Here is a 20,064-nt window from a genome sequence, read left to right on the forward strand (position 1 = left end):
TATTAACTAAAGTTAAATTAGGGATATAAAAAATAGCCCCGTATAAACGGGGCTGTTTTTTTATTTTTGCAGATAATCGAATCGTGCATTGAAGAAGCGCAATTGTTTAGGCTCGTAGACGAACTCTAAACCACGAATATTATGTCTATTTTGGTATAGTTTAATGATGCCATCCGCAACAATATCCATGTGTGCATACGTATATACACGACGAGGAATCGTCAATCGGACCGTTTCAAGTTTTGGAATGTGATTTTTACCTGTTACGACATCACGTCCAGCAGAAACAATACCGCGCTCCATACTCCGCACACCTGTTTCTACATAGATACTTGCCGCCAAGCTTTGCGCGGGGAGTTGATCTTGTTTCAAGTGTGAGCAGAATAGGTGCGCATCCAAGAACACCGCGTGGCCACCTGTAGGTTCAACAATCGGCACACCAGCTGCGCGTAGTTTGTCACCAAGGTAACGAACTTGCTTAATACGGTGCTCAATATACTCATATTGCATCGCTTCACGAAGACCGCGAGCCATAGCTTCCATATCTCGACCAGCTAATCCACCGTATGATGGCATGCCTTCATAAACCACAACCAACTCACGTGCTTCTGAGTAAAGTTCGTCGCTGTTCATACATAAAAAGCCACCAATGTTAACGAGGCAGTCTTTTTTGCCGCTCATGGTACAACCGTCAGCGTAGCTGAACATCTCAAGTACGATCTCTTGGATGCTCTTATCCGCATAGCCTTCTTCTTGTTCTTTAATGTAGAAGGCGTTCTCAACACAGCGTGTCGCATCATAATATACGTCTATGCCATGTCGTTTGGTTAATTCACGAACCGCACGCATATTCGCCATAGATACGGGTTGACCGCCTGCTAAGTTAACCGTTACCGCTAAGCAGATATAAGCAATGTTCTTAGCGCCTTTATCATCAATTAATTTTTGAAGCTTTTTGAGGTCAATATTTCCTTTAAAAGGAATATCTATTGTCGCGTCATGTGCTTCGTCAATAACCACATCAACGAAAGTTGCACCGTTTTTCTCTTGGTGGTAACGAGTGGTAGTAAAGTACATGTTGCCTGCAACATACTGGCCTTGCTTAATGGCCATCATCGAAAGCAGATTCTCCGCGCCTCGACCTTGGTGTGTCGGGATTATATGTTTAAAACCAAATAACTCACGAACGGTAGCTTGTAAGTTGTGGAAGTTATCGCTACCAGCGTAAGCTTCATCACCAAGCATCATGCCTGCCCATTGATTGTCACTCATCGCACTGGTACCACTATCAGTTAGCAAATCAATATAGACATCTTTGGAATTTAAAAGGAAGGTGTTGTATCCCGCCTCTTTCATTTTCTCTAAACGTTCTTCACGTCCGATCATAGATACAGTTTCAACACATTTAATACGGAACGGTTCAGCTGGATATTGGTTTGTCATTTGGAATACTCCATTAGTGATATAGAAGTTATTTACTAGATAAATGGATATTTAAAATTATTGATACCCATTCTCTTTTTCTATTTAAATTCAAATTACTAATTTTGTTAATATCTCAAATAGCTGAAATAAAAGCTGACGTTGTAAACGAAATAAATAGGCGTGAAGATGCCTTGTTATCAAAGTTGATTGATTGAAAAATAACGAATGTTCTATTTTTTAAGTGATAAATTTGTAAATAATGACTAAGTTACTCGTGCTGTTTTTTAGGAGGGAATTTTGAACCTTGTCGAATAAATTATTTTTTAAAAGTGATAGGAAAATGGTTGTGATTTGCATCTCATATTTTCTTTTTGTGTTATTTAAATCGCATAACTTCATGAAATTTATTGTTTGATTTAAAATAAAATTGATTGCAATGTAAAAAAATATTTTACATACATAAGAAATGTGGAGTTATATTTATCTAGATATGTGACGTTATAGTCGTCGAGAAAAGAGATGTTTTTAGTGCAGTTTTTCTTTATCTATAAAGCGATAACCTTTTATTTGATTTTTTATTGTTGATAAGTGAATTACAAAATATTACAAATTTAGTATTTCCCTTATAGATAGAACGATTAAATGGATGATGCGCTTCTTTGTGGAAGTGACATCACTATATTTAAATAACCCCAATATGTTCAATTCTGCGTCAGATAACCTTAAAAGGGGGTGCCATTGCTTCGACTATCTTTCTTGAACTGAAGCTGTTGATACCGTTCAATATCTAGCACCTTGATTCACTTGAGCATATATGACGAGTTGTATTGATCTTATTAAGAGTATTTTTTATGGCTGAGATCGGTATGGCTTGGGTGAATGTAATGAATTTTAGTAGGAGAGTGGTAATCGAATAGTGGATGTTGCTTTGAGTTGTGTTTAGCTTTGAAAGGTAAGGAGAGGGGAGTATGAGAATTATTGAAAAGAATGTGAGTGTTGGCTTTCACCAACACTCAGCACTTTATCTGTATTAGATAGCTTGCACGTTAGCAGCTTGTGGGCCTTTAGGGCCTTCTTCTACAGCGAAAGATACTTTTTGGCCTTCAGCAAGAGTTTTGAAACCTTCTGAAGCGATAGCACGGAAGTGAACGAATACGTCAGGACCGCCGTTGCTTTGAGAAATAAAACCGAAACCTTTAGTTTCGTTGAACCATTTTACTGTACCAGTTGTGTTAGACATAATGTGTCCCTTATAAAAAATTAAAAACATCGCGACGTCGCGAAGCTGCTTTGGCCGAATTATTGCAATGAGACGATGAGACTAGAGGAACACTTAGAACAAAAACAACAACATGGATGAATCTGATTGGCGAACTTTGACTTATTGTTACATTAATAACTCTGAACAACAGAGCGAGACGGATAGTACAGTGTTTTCAGGCAATGTAAAGCACTTAGTGAGATTAGGCTTAACTTAATTTTTTAAGACTCAAACTGCTATATAACCAAGGCGTATGAATCTGCACAATCACCCCTTTCCCTCATTATGGGTTGACTGCCTAATGGTTTAGGTTGGGTGGTGTGCGTTGCTCACCGCTTAACCCAATGTTCGGTAACTCCCCTGAAGTCTAATTTGCAACATACTTGAGTTTGGTCTAGTTTAATTCTCAAGATCTAACTAGGAAGTTCTATGGGAAATTCTATGATTAGTTGTGAGAAATATGATTATATCGAAATTGCATGTATGTACCGTTACCCGGTGAAGTTGACGATGGAGTCTGGTGTAACGCTGTTTGGTATAGCGCTCGATACAACTCGAAATGAGTCACGACAGGAATGTATGTTGCTCAGTTCAGACGGTAAGGAAATTCTTGCTGTATTGGATGATGTGATGTTGCTTGAGGTTACTGTTAAAAATCCACATTTTGAAAGTGTCAGTTTCAAGTAAGTTCACCTAAATATTTGTCATTTATGTTCAATATGAAGGTAGAGGCGACAATCCCAAATTTAAGTCAAATCACAAGTATCCTTTACCCTTACCACATGTACGATAGAGTACTAACGGGCACCCCAACCGAACCAATGACCAAGTTAATGATGTGAGTGACGAAGCACATTTACTGGCCATTCTGGATACACTGATTAACCCTCTGACATAATTACCACAAGATCACAAAATACGAATTCAAGGCGAGTTTTTATTTTTCAAAAGGTTAGAGTAGTTTCCTCAGGCTTTTTTGCCTGCCCTAAACCTGCGGTAGTAACGGCTTCTCAACAGCCCGTTATCTTGGTTGTCATTCACAGTACAATCACAGGGAATGTTATGATTAAAAAAACAATATTGACGTCTAGTCTGGCCTTAATTTCTCCTTTTTCCATTGCAACAGATGTTGCAGACAGTGTTGCTCCTGAATTTACCAGTAAAATCAGTCAGAAAAAGAGTGTCATTGCTGATGACTTTATGGTGGCAGCGGCTAATCCCTTTGCCGTTGATGCCGGTTATAAGGTATTGAAAAACGGTGGAACCGCTGCCGATGCGCTGGTAGCAGTGCAAACGGTACTTGGCTTGGTGGAGCCTCAGTCATCTGGGTTGGGAGGCGGTGCATTTCTGGTTTATTACAATGCAGAAAATGACAAGCTCACTACTTTTGATGGCAGGGAAACGGCTCCTTTAGCGGCTAAGCCAGAACTGTTTCAGGACAGTAACGGTAAACCACTGAAGTTCTATGATGCCGTGGTTGGCGGTCGCTCGGTAGGTACTCCTGGGACGGTGAAACTGATATCTGACATGCATCAGCAGTATGGCAGCAAGCCATGGGCAGAACTGCTGCAACCTGCCATAACATTGGCCGACGGAGGCTTTGCGGTTTCCGAACGTCTCGCTTCCGCCATTGCCCGTGATAAAAAACGCCTTAGTCGCTATCCCGATACCCGCTCTTACTTCTTTACTGCGCAGGGGTTGCCACGCCCAGAAGGCAGTGTGCTGGTGAATAAGCCTTACGCGCAAACCCTGAGAATGTTGGCGGAACAAGGTGAATCGGTTTTCTATTCCGGTCAGATAGCCAAAGACATCGTTGCTAAGGTTACCGGAATCAGTGATAACCCCGGATTTCTGGCAATGGAAGATTTTGCCACTTACAAAGTAAAGGAGAGAGAGGCGGTTTGCGCTGGTTATCATCAGTACGATATCTGCGGTATGGGTCCTCCAAGTTCAGGTGCGTTAACCGTCGGGCAGATACTTGGTATCGCCAGTCACTTTGATCTGAAAGGCATGGGAGCTGACGATCCGCAAGCGTGGCAGATCATTGGTGATGCATCCAGACTGGCCTTTGCTGATCGCGGCCGCTATATGGCTGACAGTGATTTTGTGCCAATGCCGCAAGGACTACTTGATAAAGCCTATCTGGCTGAACGGGCATCGTTGATCAGTAAAGGCAAAGCATTGACAGAGGTTTCTGCCGGTAATCCGCCGTGGGATAACAAAATAGCGCTGGCCGATGATGACTCCATTGAACTGCCAAGTACCACTCATATTGTGATTGTTGATAAGGCAGGCAATATTATTTCCATGACCAGTACCGTCGAAAATGGTTTTGGCTCAAGGGTGATGAGTAACGGCTTTATCCTCAACAATGAGCTGACGGACTTCTCCTTCTCGTCCCATAAAAATGGTTATCCTGTTGCCAATCGAGTTGAGCCGGGTAAACGTCCGCGTTCTTCAATGGCGCCAACCATTGTAATGGAAAAGGGTAAACCTTATATGGCGGTGGGTTCTCCGGGTGGCTCAAGGATAATTGGTTATGTCGCTCAGACGTTGATTGCGCATTTAGACTGGGGAATGGATATTCAGGACGCCATCAATATGCCGCATCTGGTGAACCGATTTGGTACTTATGACCTTGAGCAGGACAGCGATGCTGTCCGCTTTAAACCAGCACTGGAGAAGATGGGCTTTAAGGTCAATATCCGCGACCTAAACTCCGGTCTGCACGGTGTGGTGTTTAGTGACGGTAAACTGATTGGTGGTGCCGATCCCCGTCGAGAGGGTACGGTAATGGGGGAGTAAACTTATAAACATACACTCCCATGTTAGCTTGCATGGGAGTGTATACAGACATCTATAAATGCCTTTGGTCATAAAAATAAGTTTTATGGGTGCGTAAAAGTAAGTTATTGCATCTCGTAAAAGTAAGTAATAAAATCCCATATAAATAAGTAACTGAATGATGAGTAGGCATTATGGCCAAGACAGGAAATCAAAAACTAGCTGAAGCATTAAGACAAGTTTCAACTGTCTCTTCAGGCAATATTGCTAATAGTGCCGATATTGCGCCTAAAGTCCGGACATTGTTAGTTCAGAGTGGCTACCTTAAGCAAATTGTCCGGGGGTGGTATCTGTTTGATGCGGACATGTCTGCCGAGAAAGCCGGTGAGTCTGCACTCTGGTTTGAGTCGATCTGGCACTTTATCGGCTGCTATATGAATGACTCATATGGGGACGATTACTGGCTTAGCCCGGAAGCATCTCTTGACCTTCACACTGCAAACAACGCCATTCCCAAACAGTTAGTTGTATTTACACAAAACGGCAAGCAACGCAATGTATCATTGCCAAACGATATGAGTTTGATGGTTCTCCCAACTAAAACGCTCTCATCCAAAATAGTAGAATATAGTAGCGTGCGAGTCCTGTCTCTCGAATACGCCCTTGCCAGTCTCGCCCCTTCTGTTTATCGCTTAAATCCATTACCGGTGCAAATTGCTATTGGCCAGTCAGATGTAAATGAAGTAGCAGCCGCATTGATTGAATCCACTAATCTTAATTCTGCCAAAAGGTTAGTGGGTGCGTACAAGGAATGCGGCCGCAAAGCAGACTCCAGAAAGCTAAAAACTATGATAGAGGCTGCTGGTTTTGACACAATTCAGTCCGAGAACCCGTTTGATGCCCCACTTATTGATATTGGCAACCATAGTCAGCAAGCACCTGCGGCTATCCGCGTCAGGATGTTATGGGCCAAACTTCGCGACAGTGTAGAAAGTACCTTTAATGAAGTTAAGTTTGGTGACTTCTTCGAAACTCCTTTAAATCAAATCGTTGAGAGTATGGATAAACTCTACGTTTCAGACGCATATCACTCATTATCTATAGAAGGCTATGTCGTTTCTGAAGATCTAATAGAAAAAGTCGCAAAAGGAGAATGGAACGCTGAAACTATAGAGGCTGATAAAAAACATAAGGATGCATTGGCCGCCAGAGGTTACTATGAAGCATTTGAAAAATTAAAAGGGTTAATTGAGGAAGCCCATCAAGATGGTAAAGATAATTTTGATTTGGCCTATCTCCTTGATGTTGGCATTACCGAAGTGTACACCGCGCTATTTTCCCCTTGCGTAACGGCAGGAATAATCAACCCTCAGGATCTCGCTGGCTATCGTAAAGGACCAATCATGATCCGAACCTCTATGCATGTTCCACCGCCAAGCGAAAGTTTGATGGATTGCATGGACGCTCTAAATCAGCTAATTGTTGAAGAACCAAGTTATGCCGTTAAAGCAGTATTAGGTCATTTTTTCCTAGGGTATATTCATCCTTTCCCTGACGGAAATGGTCGTACGTGTCGGTTTTTAATGAATTTCTGTTTCTTATTAGGAGGCTATCGCTGGACAGTTGTACCAGTAACGGAGCGTGTTAACTACCTGGCTGCTTTGGAATCTGCCTCCATTAATGGGAATTCCCTATCTTTTGCAAAATTCCTTTGCGATTTAATGCCTGATGAAAATGACTGATTTTTATTTTTCCATCCTAACAAGATACTAATTCACTATGGCTGTGTGATTCTCTGTAATAAATCAATGTTGAAGAAATATACATAACGTATACAATACATATACGTTTTATAATATATGTGTACTTATGGGTATCGTAAAAATTTCAGAGAGTCTTCATGAGGAGATTCGAAAAGCTAGTGGTGCCATGCATCGCTCTATCAACTCTCAAGCAGAATTTTGGATCAAGATTGGAATGATGGCAGAGCTGCACCCGAACCTTACATATAACCAGTTAGTTTCAGAGTTAATGTCGTCTGCTTCGGTATCGGCTGAAAATGTTAAAAATAACGAGGCGAAGACGAATGACTAGCCCAGTATCCATCAAAAGCGGTGAAGAAATTGAGCTAATGAGAGAATCTGGAAGATTGCTGGCAAAGGTGTTTACCGCTTTGGACTCTTACATTAAGCCCGGTCTATCGACGATGGATATCAACGACTTCGTTGAAAAATACATCGTTGACGAACTCAACGCCCGACCAGCAAGCAAAGGTCAATATGACTATGAGTTTGTCTTAAACTCATCAGTTAACGAGGTTGTATGCCACGGTGTACCAAAAAGAACCCAATTTCTAAAAGCTAAAGATATCGTTAACTTAGATATAACACTGGAGAAGAACGGGTTTATTACTGACTCAAGTAAGACGTATGTAATGCCTGACGCACCTCCTACCGCAAAGCGACTTGTGAAAGTAACATATGAAGCCATGTGGGAAGGCATTAAGCAAGTAAAGCCAGGAGCTAGGCTTGGTGATATTGGCTATGCAATTCAACGTTATGCCGAATCACATGGATACAGTATTGTAAGAGAATATTGTGGGCATGGTATTGGTCGTGAGATGCATGAAGAGCCTCAAGTTCTTCATTATGGTAAACAAAATTCAGGCCTTACCTTAAAAGAGGGCATGACATTTACCATAGAACCAATGGTCAACCAAGGCTCTGCAAAAGTGAAAACCAAAAAAGACGGTTGGACTGTTGTTACAAGAGACAAGAAATTGTCAGCTCAATCTGAGCATACCGTTTTGGTGACAAGTTCAGGTTATGAAGTTCTAACTCTTCGTGATGAAGAAACTCAAAAAATGTGAAAGGACAGCTCCATTAACTGAGAAAACCAACATCCGTCAGTAAATTTAAACTCCGGTATACACTCCCACGTAAAACATGGGAGCGATCGATTCCTAACTCAAACAGTTTTGTCCTGCCTGAGCCTTTCGCTAGAAAGGCGAGTTATAAAACGGTTGTGCGAAAGCCAAAGCAACAGCAACAGAGAAAACAACGCCTATTGAATTAGCAAACCAATCATAAGTGACTTAAATTACACTTATAGGTAATTTCTATACCACCTTCCCAAAAGTGAGTTATAGTGAACTTATATTTTAAGACGAACCTAATAGTGATAAAAGTACATTAAAAGGCACTTATGAAAAAAGGTAAGATGGTAAAAGCGCAACCTATGCCTGATTTGAATACTGAGTTCAGTATGGAAACGCTGGGGAGCGCCATTCGCTCAAAGCGCACCAATAGAGGCTGGCGTATTGATGATCTCGCTTCAAAAGCTAATTTATCTCGTAGGACAGTCATGAAGATAGAAAAAGGTGATACCAGTGTCACCTTTGCCAATGTACTCGTCCTCATGGATATCTTAGGGCTGTCGTTACGACTTATCGACTTGAACCTACTTGTTCGTCCACATAGCCAAATAACCTCCCAAGATAAAAACAGCATGAGAAGCAATGAGGACGGTTGGAATGAGTAAGTTACAACAGTTAGACGTGTTTATCGGTACGAATATCAAAATTGGTCGTTTGATTCTTCCTGTCGGAACAGAAACAGAGTTCTCATTCACCTATGAAGATGAATGGAAACACACTGGTTTCCCGATTTCGCCACATATCCCTTTCGATGATCAGGCTTCACCTCGTAGTATCGAGAACTATCTCAGAAATCTCCTTCCTGAAGGAGAAGCCTTTGAGGAGATGATACAAAATACGACTATCTCCAAAAGTAATACGTTCGGGCTGATTCGTAAGCTTGGTGCGGAAACATCAGGCGCATTATCTTTTCGGGTTCCAGACTCAGAACCTCAGGAACACATAGAACTATGTGCATCACTCATCCAAATAGAATGTGAATACTTGCTAGCGCAAGCCGACAGTGTGCCAGAAATGAGCGAACTGCTTTAATGGCAAATGCAGGGGCGCAAGCAATAAATAATCAACTTTGATTATTTACAACCTGAGTGCTTTGCTATAAATTGTCAACATTGATTATTTATAGTGTAAGACCACAATGCCACGTCCTAGCCTTAAAGCTGAAAGAACCGAAGCCATTCTTGATGCTGTCGAGAGAGTTGTTATCCGTGACGGTATCAGCGGAACGACACTAGAAAAAATTGCAGAGGAAGCAGGAATGCGTCGTACCCTGCTGCGACACAATATTGGAAACAGAGAGCAGTTAATCGAAGCTTTTCTGGATCGCTTCTTTGCTAAATCCGACACACAAACACAGCAAATGCTGGATTATCTTCCGAAAGAAAATCGCGTCACTGCTCTTCTCAACTTTTTGTTTGATGCCGAGTATGCCGATAACCAACTGGCATTAGCAGCATTTGCGATTACCTCCGCAGCAACCAGTGACACCAACATTCAACACCGAATGCGAATCTGGAACAGCAACTTTATAAAAACCATTTCCGACGAGCTTCGCCTATCCTTTAAAGACGCATCAGAAAAAGCATGCTACGAGGTGGCGACTGGGCTCACTGGTATTTATTTCAATTCTGAATCCTTGGTGCCACTTGGAGACATGTCTGAAATTCACGCTGCATCAAAATGTGCCGCTAAGCGATTAGTTTTTACTCTGGAGAAAGACTATGAACAGTAAATATATCCCTAAACGCTGGAAGACCATATTAGCTCTTATATTGGCTGCGTTTGCCTTTAAATTTAATCTGTTGTTTATCTGGGGGATGTTTTGCTTGTTCTGGGGAGTGGAAAATATCCGCGCAAAAGAAGCTTACTTTGTTGAAAGGGTAACCAGAAGGGATGACCCTATTCTGTACTGGATAATCATCGCAGTCTGGTTAGTGATGGGACTCTTTTACTTCTATTTAGATGACACTATTTTCAACCTGATGAACCGAGCATGACGGAGACAGCAACGATGAAAATTTACCTAATTAAAGCCTCGTCCGGCAGTGATTACTCAAAATACAAAGCAGAGACAGGCGGGCCTCCTCAGAACATATTTGCAGCCGCGGCGGCAACACCGAAGCACTATCAGCTTGATATGACCGATGAAACCATTGGAATGACTACCGATTTCGATTCGGATGCAGATTTAATCGTCATCTTCATGTCTACTCCAGACGCTTACCGTGCTTACGAGATTTCTAACACCTTCTATGAAAAGGGAAAAACCGTCATTCTCGGAGGGCTTCACACTCAGTTCAATCAGGATGAAGCGAAAGAGTACGCACACAGCCTGATCATTGGTGAAGTCGAAAATTACTGGCAACAGATGCTAAGCGATTTTGAGCAAGGTCTTCTTAAAGAAAAATACCAGAGCACAGAGCCTGTAGACCTTAGTAAACTAAACCCTTACCCGACCAATATTATTTCCCCTTCAGAGTATGGTTATACATGGTCAGTTGTCGTCACAAGGGGATGCCCGTACAAGTGTAATTTCTGTCTGGTGCATAAGTTTTTCAATAAATTTCAGATGCGTCCTATTGAGAATATCGTTGCTGAGCTGAAATATTTAAAGCAAGAAGGTATTGACTGGGTTGAGCTTCATTCGGATAACCTGACTCATAACAGAGAGTATGCATTGCAGCTCTTTGAGGCCATCGCTCCGCTAGACATGAAGTTTTATGGTGAGACAACGGTACTTATCGCCAGAGATGAAGAACTGCTAAAAGCAGCAAAAAATGCAGGGTTTCAGGCAGTATTACTCGGGATAGAAACCCCTTCTGAAGAGGCGCTTAAATCCCAGAAAAAAGGCTTCGTAAAGCCTGCAAAGATGAAAGAGTATATAGCGAAGATCAGAGAGCACGGTATAGAAGTCTGGGGTGACTTCCTGTTTGGATTTGATGAGCATACACCAGAGATCTTTAAGCAGACTCAGCAGTTTATCGACGATATTAAGGTAGACAAAGTGATCCCTCACTACATGATCCCGTTTCCGGGTTCAGAGGTGTTTACCAAACTGGATAACGATGGCCGGATCCTGACAAAAGACTGGTCTGAATATGATGGCAGCCATGCCGTTTATCAGCCGAAAAATATGACAACGACAGAGCTGGAAGAGGGAATCTACTGGATCTGGAAAAAGAACACTGGCTTTATGAATAAGTTTAAAAGCTGGTTTGGGTAACCAAGTAGCAAAACCTGAAAGGACAGTCATCATTAACTAAAGAAAAGCGTCTAAAAAACAACGGCTCTTTTGGTGACTTTTTCACCGCAGGAAAAGATGTTTAAGGTGCCTGTCCTTGTAAGCTAAGAAGCTGACAATCTTGTAAAAAACCAGCAACGAGAACTTGCAATCTTGCATACTGAGCAGCAGAAGTTACAAGAGAGTGTTGAAGTACTGGCAATGGTTATGTAGCGATGGAATCTTCTATTAATACAAAACGGGACGAATTGGATATCGTAGAAGACGAACTGGAACGGGCTACCCAGGAGTTGAAACTGGTCGATGTACAAACTCGAAAAGTCGTAGAGAAGACTATTGAGAATGTCTTCATGCTGCTACTGGCCAAAACCAAGGGTAACCACGCTCTTGCTCGCAAGTTCACCGATAAGCTATCCTCATCTATTGCTATGGAAGTCCCTACTCTTCGAGAACCTTTGTTACAAAATGCGCTTTCAATAGATGAAACAGAGCTATCGCTGTAAGTGTAAAACATATGAGGCAGAAAACGGTTCTGTCTCATTCCTCCTTATCTCTTCACGCTGATTAGCTGACTAATACCTCAACGTTTGATGTACTAGAATCAGATACAGATCAGAGTTTATACGCAGAGTATATGGATAATATATACTCTAACTTGTTGATATTTCGAATAATAAGAAATAGACATCTCCCATCTACAACTTCTATGGACTAAACGCTTATATGGACCTATTCAATTTTCTAACCACTTTATGTAACGACATAGTTCCCAAAAGAACTAAAGTACATCTGGCGGTTTGGAATGGACAGGACAACCCGCTTGAGGTGTATCTAGCAGGCGATTTTGAAGAGTGGCAAAGCTGGCAATCGAAAAAAAATTTTAACCTAGATTTTATCGTTTCTTTGATTCAGTTACCTGAGCCTGATACATGGCTATTTGCTGGAGCCTATCACTCTATAGAATGTGAGTGGAATGAAGACCATTATGATTACAAAACTCAGGAAGTCGAAGAACTCAAGACGTATGCGGGAAGATTAAAAGTGTCATTTGCCAGGTCTGGAAGGCAATCTTATCTGGTAGCGGAAAACTGGCCAAATGCGTTTGAAGTCTATGAAATGTTGCCAGAAAAGTTAGCTGTTGAAAGTTTTAAAGGATATCAGCGTACCAGCCTTTCTAGAAAAAAGCTTGATATCATAGTGAAACAGCAGGTTAACGACTGGAAAACAGCTCTATCAGGCGTTTCTGGAATCTATTTGATTACCGATTTATATACAGGTAAGCACTATGTAGGAAGCGCAACTGGTGATGGAGGTATTTGGCAACGCTGGTCTGACTATGCTCGCTCAGGCCATGGTGGAAACTCAAGATTTAGACAACTCATCAAGGATAATGGGATTGGCTACGTGAGCAACTTTCAATATTCCATATTAGAGATAGCAGACACCCACACTACTAAGGAAGATATCCTTCTAAGAGAAAGCTACTGGAAAGATATACTAGCAACTCGACGATTTGGACTAAACAACAACTAGAATAAACAATAGCTTACTGATTAAGCTATTTATATAGTAGATAAGGCTTTGATTCACATGTATTTAGAAAGTGTAGAAATAAAAAACTATAGGAAGTTTGGCTCTAATAATAATATTGTTAGATTTGTAATGCCTGAAGCTATTGATCTAGAAGACAAACCTTCTGATCCCCCATCTTTGGTTGCCCCCTCATCAACATTGATAATTGGCAAAAATAATTCAGGTAAGACCACAATTGCTAATGCAATAAAATTCGTATGCTCTCATTCACAACCAAAAGCTACAGATTTTAACATTTACTACTTAAATCAGTTACTAGAGCAATATAAGGACATATATGCGAGAGGGGAAAAACTAGCTATAGAAGTATGTTCTACACCAGAAATAGAAATAACTCTAATGGTAAAAATGCAAGTTAGTGGTGATGACTTAATTACAAACTTATCGAGCTTTTTACCAATTGATGCCAAAGATGGTGATGTGCAAAAAGCAATAATAAAGCTAAAAATAACAGTAGCTGAATCAGAAGATTTTTTTACGCGTGTGACCAATATCTTGTCACAATCTCTAAACAGTCAAGAGGAATTTGATTCATTTTGCAGTTTATTGAACGGTGATGTTTCAGACGCAAGTGACGACTATAAATCCTTTATATTTCAATACATAGACATGAATGGCAACATAGTAAGAAACTTTTCCATATCTAGCCTTCTAAATATAAAAGAAATAAAAGCAAACCGTCACCTTAAAGAGAATGTACTTAGCGAGATATACACTAAGATTGTAAGGTTTCAGTTTGAAAACGATAGCAACACAAAAAAAGACCTTGAAGTAGAAGTAAAGAAAATAAACAGTCAGATTACTGAAAAAGTTGAAGGCAAAAGCTCCGACGTATCTGAGGTTTTAAAACAAGTAGAAAGCACCAATCATGTGGGTCTCAATCTTACTGGCAATGTCACTTATGAATCAATACTAAAAGGGCTTATAAAATACAATTTTAGTGACGGTGATATTTATATACCAGAAGATCAATTCGGGTTAGGTTATATTAACTTAATTAATATAATAGGTGAAATAATACATTACATTGATAGTTATCAAAATGATTCACACAGAAGTCGCATTAATTTATTATTTATCGAAGAACCAGAAGCATTTATGCATCCTCAAATGCAGGAGTTCTTTATAAATAGAATTGATAACACGGTAAAAAAAGCAATTGAAAATGCCAATTTTTCATCTAAAGAAGAAAAGTTATCCTTGTATTGTCAGATTGCTATTACTACACATTCGTCACACATCGTCAATAGCAAGATACACAGTAGCAATTCATTTAATAACATAAACTACCTGACGCCAAAGGATAAATCATCAGAAGTCAGAGTTTTAAGTGATGAAAAAGTTGTTGACGATTCTAGTGCTAGCAATGATTTAGTATTCATAAAAAAACACATAAAATATAAAGTATCTGAATTGTTTTTTAGTGATGCTGTTATTTTTGTGGAAGGTACTACAGAGGAATCTCTATTACAAACCTATATTGAACAAGATCAGACATTAAAAAACTATTATATTTCCGTGTTCAATATAAACGGTGCTCATGGAAAAGTATATCTTCCCCTAATTAAGGAGTTATCTATCCCATGCTTGATAATTACGGACTTAGATATAAAAAGGGCTGATTGTGAAAAAAATAAGCCACACGAAAAGAAGTTTACTTGCACTAAATGCGGTCAGAGAGAAAACAAAGATGGGGTTGTTTATGTAAGAGGAGTTAAACCAAGATTTAGTCAAATGAGGTCATTGACCAACCGAATAACGACAAACTCAACATTAATAGAATTAACAGGAAAAAATAATATAGACTCTATGGAGTACTATGGAAAGAATAACGTGTATGTTGTGTTTCAAAAAGATAGTATTAATGGTTATTTCGCTACAAGCCTAGAAGAAGCATTAATTTTAACAAATCACTCTAATAAAGTTATAAATTCTGCTATTGAGTCCACTATGCCAAGAGTATATAAATCTATTATTGGGACAGACAAAAATATTAGCAATATACTTAATAGCTCATTTGAAATTCAAAGCAAACTATCTAAAAGTAGTAAGAAGGGAGAATTCTCAAGTAATCTGATTTACGAACTATTGACCTGTAAAGATAAAGACCGACCTCTGTTACCTGATTACATTCTGGATGGTTTCAAATGGCTAGGTTCAAAATTAGCCTCAGAAACCCCAGAAAGGAGATAAATCAATGAATTCAAATGAGATTAAAGAGCAAGAAATTCAAGATACTTTATTTGAATGTATTGATAATCATGTTAGCTTTCGTTTTGACTCAGGAGCTGGTTCTGGTAAAACTTACTCTTTGGTAGAATGTTTGCGTTACCTGGTAAAAAACAAACTAAATACAATTATAAATCACAATCAGAAAATTGCGTGTATAACATATACAAATGTAGCTGTTAAAGAAATTCGGGAGCGAATTGGCACCACCGACACAATTGAAATTTCAACTATTCATGAAAGATTATGGAACATTATTAGAATATATCAACCTCAGCTTGTTTCACTACACAAGAATAAGTTAGAGCTTGAGTTACAAGCCATAGAAAAAGATCTCAATAATAATGACAAAAAATCAAAATACAAGTTATTCGCAGAATTAGAAAGCAATGAAAGAGATGACTTTGTAGATTATGCTTATAAAACTGAGGACTTATTTTATAAATCTCAGAATTTAAAAGCTGCTGATTTTAAAAAAAGTTATAAAGATTATATAGACATACCCGATCCAGATTGTTTAACGAGCATAATATCAAATGTTGCAAATTTTAAATCAATAATAAGATTGATCTACAGAAAGCGTCGTTATCAAGTCAGTATTGATAAAATAACAGAAGGAGTATATAACCGCGTAGATTACGATAGCGCTAGTAACCAAGATAGATTAGGATCAATGAAATTTAGTCATGACACTCTTTTGGAGTACAGCTACGAAATGATTCGTACTTACCCCATTCTAAAAAAAGTGATCATTGATAAATATCCATTTGTTTTTGTAGACGAATATCAGGATACAGCGAAATCTGTAGTTTTGATTATGAAGGAACTACACGATTACTCTGCATTAAATGGGTTTAACTGGCTAGTGGGCTACTTTGGAGATACCGCTCAAAATATTTATGGTAGTGGAATAGGGAAAAATATTGAAACATATCATAATAATTTGCATATAATTAATAAGGAATTCAACAGACGATCTCACGAACAAGTGATCAATATTATCAATAAAGTAAGGAATGATCATATTTGTCAAGTTCCCTTTTCAGAAAAAAGAGAAGGTAATGTGAAATTTTATTATTCATCCGAAAATAATCAGAATAAGTTAGATTTAACTAATGTATTTTTGTCTGAATACAAGAGAGATATTGGTAATGAGAAAATAGACTGTCTTGTTCTAACAAATAAGATTATGTGCCAGCTAAATAAATTTGGTGACATTTATGATACATATTCAAAATTTGAGAGTGTATACTTTGACAACGTCAATACAGAACTTCTTTCTAAAGACAGAGAAAATTTAAGTCCTATAATTAGCCAAGTTTATCTTTTTATTAAACTTTATGAAAAGTTATATAACCCCAATACTTCATACTACGATATTTTGGGAGATACTAAAAGAAAAATCACTTTTAATGAAGCTAACTCCCTTATCAATCAATTAAGAGATAATTCTTACAATTCTTTGTTACGCGTAATAAGGTCAGTATCCAATATCGCATTAAAAAACCAAAAAAATCCAGCTTTAGATCCTATTTTAAGACACAATCTCAACTTAAACAGAGATGATTTTTCTGACTACGGCTCTATAGAGAAATACATTAAGTCACAACTATATAGCCTTGCAGCAATAAGAAATACTAATACCGACTCCTCTAATAGTGATGACGAGTATAATAAAAAATCTTCGCTGGCAGAAAGTTTTTTATCTATATCAATTGAACAATGGTTGTATTGGTTCAATTTCCTTAACCAAACAGATGAGTTGGATATCAAGTATCATACTTACCATGGGACTAAGGGCGAGGAGTATGATAATGTTGCAATAATAATGGAGCATAGTTTTGGAAATGGACATAAAGGAAAAAACAAGTTTAAGAATTATTTCCACTATCTTCAGTCTAATGAAGAAGAACAAAAGAAAATATTGGAAGATGAGTCTGCGAAAATAGAGTTAGATAACACGAGAAATCTTCTTTACGTTGTATGCTCCAGATCTATAAAAAATCTGCGGTTATTGTACTTAGACGATATATCTGACATATCAGAAGGAATAGAATCTATATTCGTAGATGTACATGAGTGGAAAAAAGTTAATAACTAATATCGTGTAATAGTGTTAGCTAAAAGGAAACGATCAATGTCTATACTGCAAAATGCTATTGATTCTATATGTATTGGCTTAGAAGACTACGAATCCAAAGATGAGCGCAGAATTCCATCTGCTACAAGAAATATATTTGCGGGAATACTGCTGCTTTTTAAGCATCGATTGTGTCAATTGAGCCCTGAGGACTCAGACGAAGTACTAATCAAACAAAGAGTATTACCACAAATCGATTCCAAAGGAGCTATTCGATGGATAGGACAGGGAAAGAAAACCGTTGATGTACAAAATATCAAAGAGCGTTTCAAATCATTAGGTATAGTTGTCAACTGGAATCGACTCGAGAAAATTAACGCATATAGAAACAACATTGAACACTACTATAGTTCTCAAAGTCCTACCTCTGTACAACAGTTGATTTCAGATTCATTTGTAATTATTAGAGACTTTATAGCTGGAGAGTTGAACCAAGATCCAAAAAGCTTATTGGGGGAAGAAAGCTGGCAAATTATGGTCGAAATCAGTGAAGTATATGAGAAAGAGAAGTCTCTTTGTATCTCTGCACTAGAGTCGCTTAGTTACATAAATAGTTCAATATGTGACGCATTCACAAGATATCAATGTCAAGAATGTGGTTCAGAGTTAATTGAGCCACACAAGAGGTCGATAGAAGCACTACATGCTCAATTTAACTGTCGATCATGTGGTCACGTCGAAGACTATGAACAGATTATTAATAAAGTTATTTCTGAATATTACGCGGCTGACCATTACCTAGCAATGACCGATGGTAACGATGTTCCAACTGTTGATTGTCCTTCATGCGGTGATGGTATATATCTTGTTCAGGACAGGGTTTGTGCTTCATGTGGATATACTGCCGCTGCTAGTTGTATGCGCTGCGGGGGTAATATTCCACCAGAAGAAATAAGTGACAGCGAACTATGCGGATATTGTGCTTACATGTATCAAAAGCTTATGAGTGAGTAATAATCTCTTGACAAACACATCATGTTCTGTGTAGGGTGTATGTGAATTACATTTGTTCAACCCTGACTTTTGATGCATTAGGGTAACATCCTGAAATAAAAAGGATGTTTTAGAATTAGAGGAAAATTATCTAGGGTTCAAATCCCTATCTCTCCACCACATTCTAAGCCCTAGCAGAAATGCTAGGGCTTTTCCGTTTCTTCATTACAGGTTAAAAAATAGTGAAGTCGAATATTGCCTTTATCCTTCCACAGTTCGCTAAACTAGCAATCACGCTGATACAAAACCCGCACTCAATTAAAGCAAATTAAAATTCAAACCAACCACAACGTATTGACACTTCAACACTAGAAATCATATGCTTACCCCGTACTGGCAAAATCCAGTGTCGGGTTTAGGACCCCGTTTATCACACAGCATTTAAATGCCAACATTGCGTTGTTCTTTATGTGCGGCTTTAGCGCATCCAAATTTAATGAAATTGTCTACTTTAACGACCAATGAATGAATTATGGTGAGCTGAGCGGGGCAACCTTCGGGTTGGCCGTTTCGTGTGAGCGGTAGTCCTAACCTTGTTCAGTTCACCACCCAATGATTAGGACCTTTGTGTGGTGATAATAATTAACCCATCACGCGGAGTCACTATGACCACATCAGATACTTCTCAACCTCATACCGATTTCTACTTACAAGTGGAAGACTTTGTTTTAAATGCTTGTATCGAAAGCACCACCAATGATGCGCTAAGCAATGAAATACGTTTGTTTTTACTAACGCTGTTAAACCACCACAAACAGCAAGATCAGCAATAAAACTAAATAGCACAGCCAAACCCATGTTTGCTTTTACTTGAAGTGATAAAAAAGTCCTGCCAATTTTGATGGTAGGGCTTTCTTTATGTGTAAGGTGTCTATCCTTGCGAGTTTTATTGCAAGCTATTAATGTGTCTGATTTTGCAAGCTTTCTAACAAGCTGTTGCCCCTTTTCTTTTTACAAGGCTTTAGCTTATCGGTTTAACAAAGAATCTCTCAGTTTTGTTCATGTTAACGGTTAATGACTAACTCTAATAATGGTGATAGCAACAGTAGAGAAAATAATAATGTCAGCATCGAAGGAATGGCTTCTTTCCAAGTGTCAAATTTAAAATGAAAGTACATTGCCCCTATGGAAGTTAAAGCAATTAATCCCGCACCAAAGGCGCTTAGTAGCGACTCTTCTGTAATCATACCTACTAGCATTCCTATCGCACCAGTCGCTTCAATTATCCCGACAGCAACCATTGAAGCTCGATTGAGGCCATACTTATAAAAAAAAGCTAATTGAGGTTCATATACGGCTTTAATCCATCCCAGTATCTTGATGGAACTTGCAAACAGAAAAAATGTAATCAGCAACCCTTGAATAATCAACATAAGTTTATCTCCTCGTTATTTGATGTCGATATTTAAGCATTCCAATTTCGTCTTTAGTAGACTAGTATTTGACTTATTAATATTCCAAAT

18 protein-coding genes and 1 pseudogene are annotated in these 20,064 nt (G+C 38.9%); 16 read left to right on the top strand and 3 right to left on the bottom strand.

What is annotated here, in order from left to right:
* Positions 1-60: 60 nt before the first annotated feature.
* Both F0227_RS03040 and F0227_RS03045 read right to left on the bottom strand, forming a co-directional pair.
* Positions 61-1,443 carry a tyrosine phenol-lyase gene (locus tag F0227_RS03040; RefSeq protein ID WP_171751695.1) on the bottom strand — a complete coding sequence of 461 codons (1,383 nt, stop codon included), beginning with the start codon at positions 1,441-1,443 and terminating at the stop codon, positions 61-63.
* A 1,012-nt stretch (positions 1,444-2,455) separates the two neighbouring features.
* Positions 2,456-2,665: a cold-shock protein gene (locus tag F0227_RS03045; RefSeq protein WP_171751696.1), complete on the bottom strand. Its 210-nt coding sequence runs from the start codon at positions 2,663-2,665 to the stop codon at positions 2,456-2,458.
* 462 nt (positions 2,666-3,127) lie between these two features.
* Between F0227_RS03045 and F0227_RS03050 the strand changes: the two genes are divergently transcribed.
* The 16 genes and pseudogenes from F0227_RS03050 (at position 3,128) to F0227_RS03125 (ending at position 19,374) form a co-directional block, all read left to right on the top strand.
* Positions 3,128-3,373, top strand: coding sequence for a Rho-binding antiterminator (locus F0227_RS03050; protein ID WP_171751780.1), 246 nt, complete (start codon positions 3,128-3,130; stop codon positions 3,371-3,373).
* A 375-nt stretch (positions 3,374-3,748) separates the two neighbouring features.
* The gene (ggt, locus tag F0227_RS03055) at positions 3,749-5,491 is read left to right on the top strand and encodes a gamma-glutamyltransferase (protein WP_171751697.1); all 1,743 of its coding nucleotides are present in this window, start codon (positions 3,749-3,751) and stop codon (positions 5,489-5,491) included.
* A 173-nt stretch (positions 5,492-5,664) separates the two neighbouring features.
* Entirely contained in the window at positions 5,665-7,212 is a 1,548-nt protein-coding gene (locus tag F0227_RS03060) for a Fic family protein (protein WP_171751698.1), read from the top strand.
* Positions 7,213-7,339: 127 nt separating this feature from the next.
* On the top strand, positions 7,340-7,564 hold the full coding sequence (locus tag F0227_RS03065) for a ParD-like family protein (protein ID WP_171751699.1): 225 nt from the start codon (positions 7,340-7,342) through the stop codon (positions 7,562-7,564).
* Positions 7,557-8,339, top strand: coding sequence for a type I methionyl aminopeptidase (gene map / locus F0227_RS03070; RefSeq protein WP_171751700.1), 783 nt, complete (start codon positions 7,557-7,559; stop codon positions 8,337-8,339). The genes F0227_RS03065 and map overlap by 8 nt, the downstream gene beginning before the upstream one ends.
* A 335-nt stretch (positions 8,340-8,674) precedes the next feature.
* On the top strand, positions 8,675-9,010 hold the full coding sequence (locus F0227_RS03075; protein WP_171751701.1) for a helix-turn-helix domain-containing protein: 336 nt from the start codon (positions 8,675-8,677) through the stop codon (positions 9,008-9,010).
* A pseudogene (locus F0227_RS03080) lies at positions 9,003-9,344 on the top strand (HipA N-terminal domain-containing protein); the annotation flags it as partial. The gene F0227_RS03075 and the pseudogene F0227_RS03080, both read left to right, overlap by 8 nt.
* Positions 9,345-9,543: 199 nt before the next feature.
* Positions 9,544-10,137, top strand: coding sequence for a TetR/AcrR family transcriptional regulator (locus F0227_RS03085; protein ID WP_171751702.1), 594 nt, complete (start codon positions 9,544-9,546; stop codon positions 10,135-10,137).
* Entirely contained in the window at positions 10,127-10,402 is a 276-nt protein-coding gene (locus F0227_RS03090; RefSeq protein ID WP_171751703.1) for a hypothetical protein, read from the top strand. Before F0227_RS03085 ends, F0227_RS03090 begins: the two co-directional genes overlap by 11 nt.
* Positions 10,403-10,416: 14 nt before the next feature.
* The gene (locus tag F0227_RS03095) at positions 10,417-11,628 is read left to right on the top strand and encodes a radical SAM protein (protein ID WP_171751704.1); all 1,212 of its coding nucleotides are present in this window, start codon (positions 10,417-10,419) and stop codon (positions 11,626-11,628) included.
* A 266-nt stretch (positions 11,629-11,894) separates the two neighbouring features.
* Positions 11,895-12,149, top strand: a complete 255-nt coding sequence (locus F0227_RS03100) for a hypothetical protein (protein ID WP_171751705.1) — start codon at positions 11,895-11,897, stop codon at positions 12,147-12,149.
* 220 nt (positions 12,150-12,369) lie between these two features.
* Positions 12,370-13,179: a GIY-YIG nuclease family protein gene (locus F0227_RS03105; RefSeq protein ID WP_171751706.1), complete on the top strand. Its 810-nt coding sequence runs from the start codon at positions 12,370-12,372 to the stop codon at positions 13,177-13,179.
* Between the two features lie 57 nt (positions 13,180-13,236).
* Positions 13,237-15,432 carry an AAA family ATPase gene (locus tag F0227_RS03110; RefSeq protein WP_171751707.1) on the top strand — a complete coding sequence of 732 codons (2,196 nt, stop codon included), beginning with the start codon at positions 13,237-13,239 and terminating at the stop codon, positions 15,430-15,432.
* A 4-nt stretch (positions 15,433-15,436) separates the two neighbouring features.
* Positions 15,437-17,569, top strand: coding sequence for a UvrD-helicase domain-containing protein (locus F0227_RS03115; RefSeq protein ID WP_171751708.1), 2,133 nt, complete (start codon positions 15,437-15,439; stop codon positions 17,567-17,569).
* A gap of 36 nt (positions 17,570-17,605) precedes the next feature.
* Positions 17,606-18,562: a hypothetical protein gene (locus F0227_RS03120; protein ID WP_171751709.1), complete on the top strand. Its 957-nt coding sequence runs from the start codon at positions 17,606-17,608 to the stop codon at positions 18,560-18,562.
* 644 nt (positions 18,563-19,206) lie between these two features.
* Positions 19,207-19,374, top strand: coding sequence for a hypothetical protein (locus F0227_RS03125; RefSeq protein ID WP_171751710.1), 168 nt, complete (start codon positions 19,207-19,209; stop codon positions 19,372-19,374).
* Between the two features lie 231 nt (positions 19,375-19,605).
* On the opposite strand, the gene F0227_RS03130 is transcribed toward F0227_RS03125, so the two are convergent.
* The gene (locus F0227_RS03130) at positions 19,606-19,974 is read right to left on the bottom strand and encodes a DoxX family protein (RefSeq protein WP_171751711.1); all 369 of its coding nucleotides are present in this window, start codon (positions 19,972-19,974) and stop codon (positions 19,606-19,608) included.
* Between the last annotated feature and the right edge of the window lie 90 nt (positions 19,975-20,064).

The organism is Vibrio sp. 99-8-1 (assembly GCF_013114595.1).
Classification (GTDB): Bacteria; Pseudomonadota; Gammaproteobacteria; order Enterobacterales; family Vibrionaceae; genus Vibrio.

Excerpts from the sequence above, each read along its gene's own strand:
- F0227_RS03085 (WP_171751702.1), top strand. The coding sequence starts at position 9,544 with ATGCCACGTCCTAGCCTTAAAGCTGAAAGAACCGAAGCCATTCTTGAT.
- F0227_RS03065 (WP_171751699.1), top strand. The coding sequence starts at position 7,340 with ATGGGTATCGTAAAAATTTCAGAGAGTCTTCATGAGGAGATTCGAAAA.
- ggt (WP_171751697.1), top strand. The coding sequence starts at position 3,749 with ATGATTAAAAAAACAATATTGACGTCTAGTCTGGCCTTAATTTCTCCT.
- F0227_RS03110 (WP_171751707.1), top strand. The coding sequence starts at position 13,237 with ATGTATTTAGAAAGTGTAGAAATAAAAAACTATAGGAAGTTTGGCTCT.
- F0227_RS03040 (WP_171751695.1), bottom strand. The coding sequence starts at position 1,443 with ATGACAAACCAATATCCAGCTGAACCGTTCCGTATTAAATGTGTTGAA.
- F0227_RS03060 (WP_171751698.1), top strand. The coding sequence starts at position 5,665 with ATGGCCAAGACAGGAAATCAAAAACTAGCTGAAGCATTAAGACAAGTT.
- F0227_RS03095 (WP_171751704.1), top strand. The coding sequence starts at position 10,417 with ATGAAAATTTACCTAATTAAAGCCTCGTCCGGCAGTGATTACTCAAAA.
- F0227_RS03045 (WP_171751696.1), bottom strand. The coding sequence starts at position 2,665 with ATGTCTAACACAACTGGTACAGTAAAATGGTTCAACGAAACTAAAGGT.
- F0227_RS03050 (WP_171751780.1), top strand. The coding sequence starts at position 3,128 with ATGATTAGTTGTGAGAAATATGATTATATCGAAATTGCATGTATGTAC.
- F0227_RS03090 (WP_171751703.1), top strand. The coding sequence starts at position 10,127 with ATGAACAGTAAATATATCCCTAAACGCTGGAAGACCATATTAGCTCTT.
- F0227_RS03130 (WP_171751711.1), bottom strand. The coding sequence starts at position 19,974 with ATGTTGATTATTCAAGGGTTGCTGATTACATTTTTTCTGTTTGCAAGT.
- map (WP_171751700.1), top strand. The coding sequence starts at position 7,557 with ATGACTAGCCCAGTATCCATCAAAAGCGGTGAAGAAATTGAGCTAATG.
- F0227_RS03075 (WP_171751701.1), top strand. The coding sequence starts at position 8,675 with ATGAAAAAAGGTAAGATGGTAAAAGCGCAACCTATGCCTGATTTGAAT.
- F0227_RS03115 (WP_171751708.1), top strand. The coding sequence starts at position 15,437 with ATGAATTCAAATGAGATTAAAGAGCAAGAAATTCAAGATACTTTATTT.
- F0227_RS03105 (WP_171751706.1), top strand. The coding sequence starts at position 12,370 with ATGGACCTATTCAATTTTCTAACCACTTTATGTAACGACATAGTTCCC.
- F0227_RS03120 (WP_171751709.1), top strand. The coding sequence starts at position 17,606 with ATGTCTATACTGCAAAATGCTATTGATTCTATATGTATTGGCTTAGAA.
- F0227_RS03125 (WP_171751710.1), top strand. The coding sequence starts at position 19,207 with ATGACCACATCAGATACTTCTCAACCTCATACCGATTTCTACTTACAA.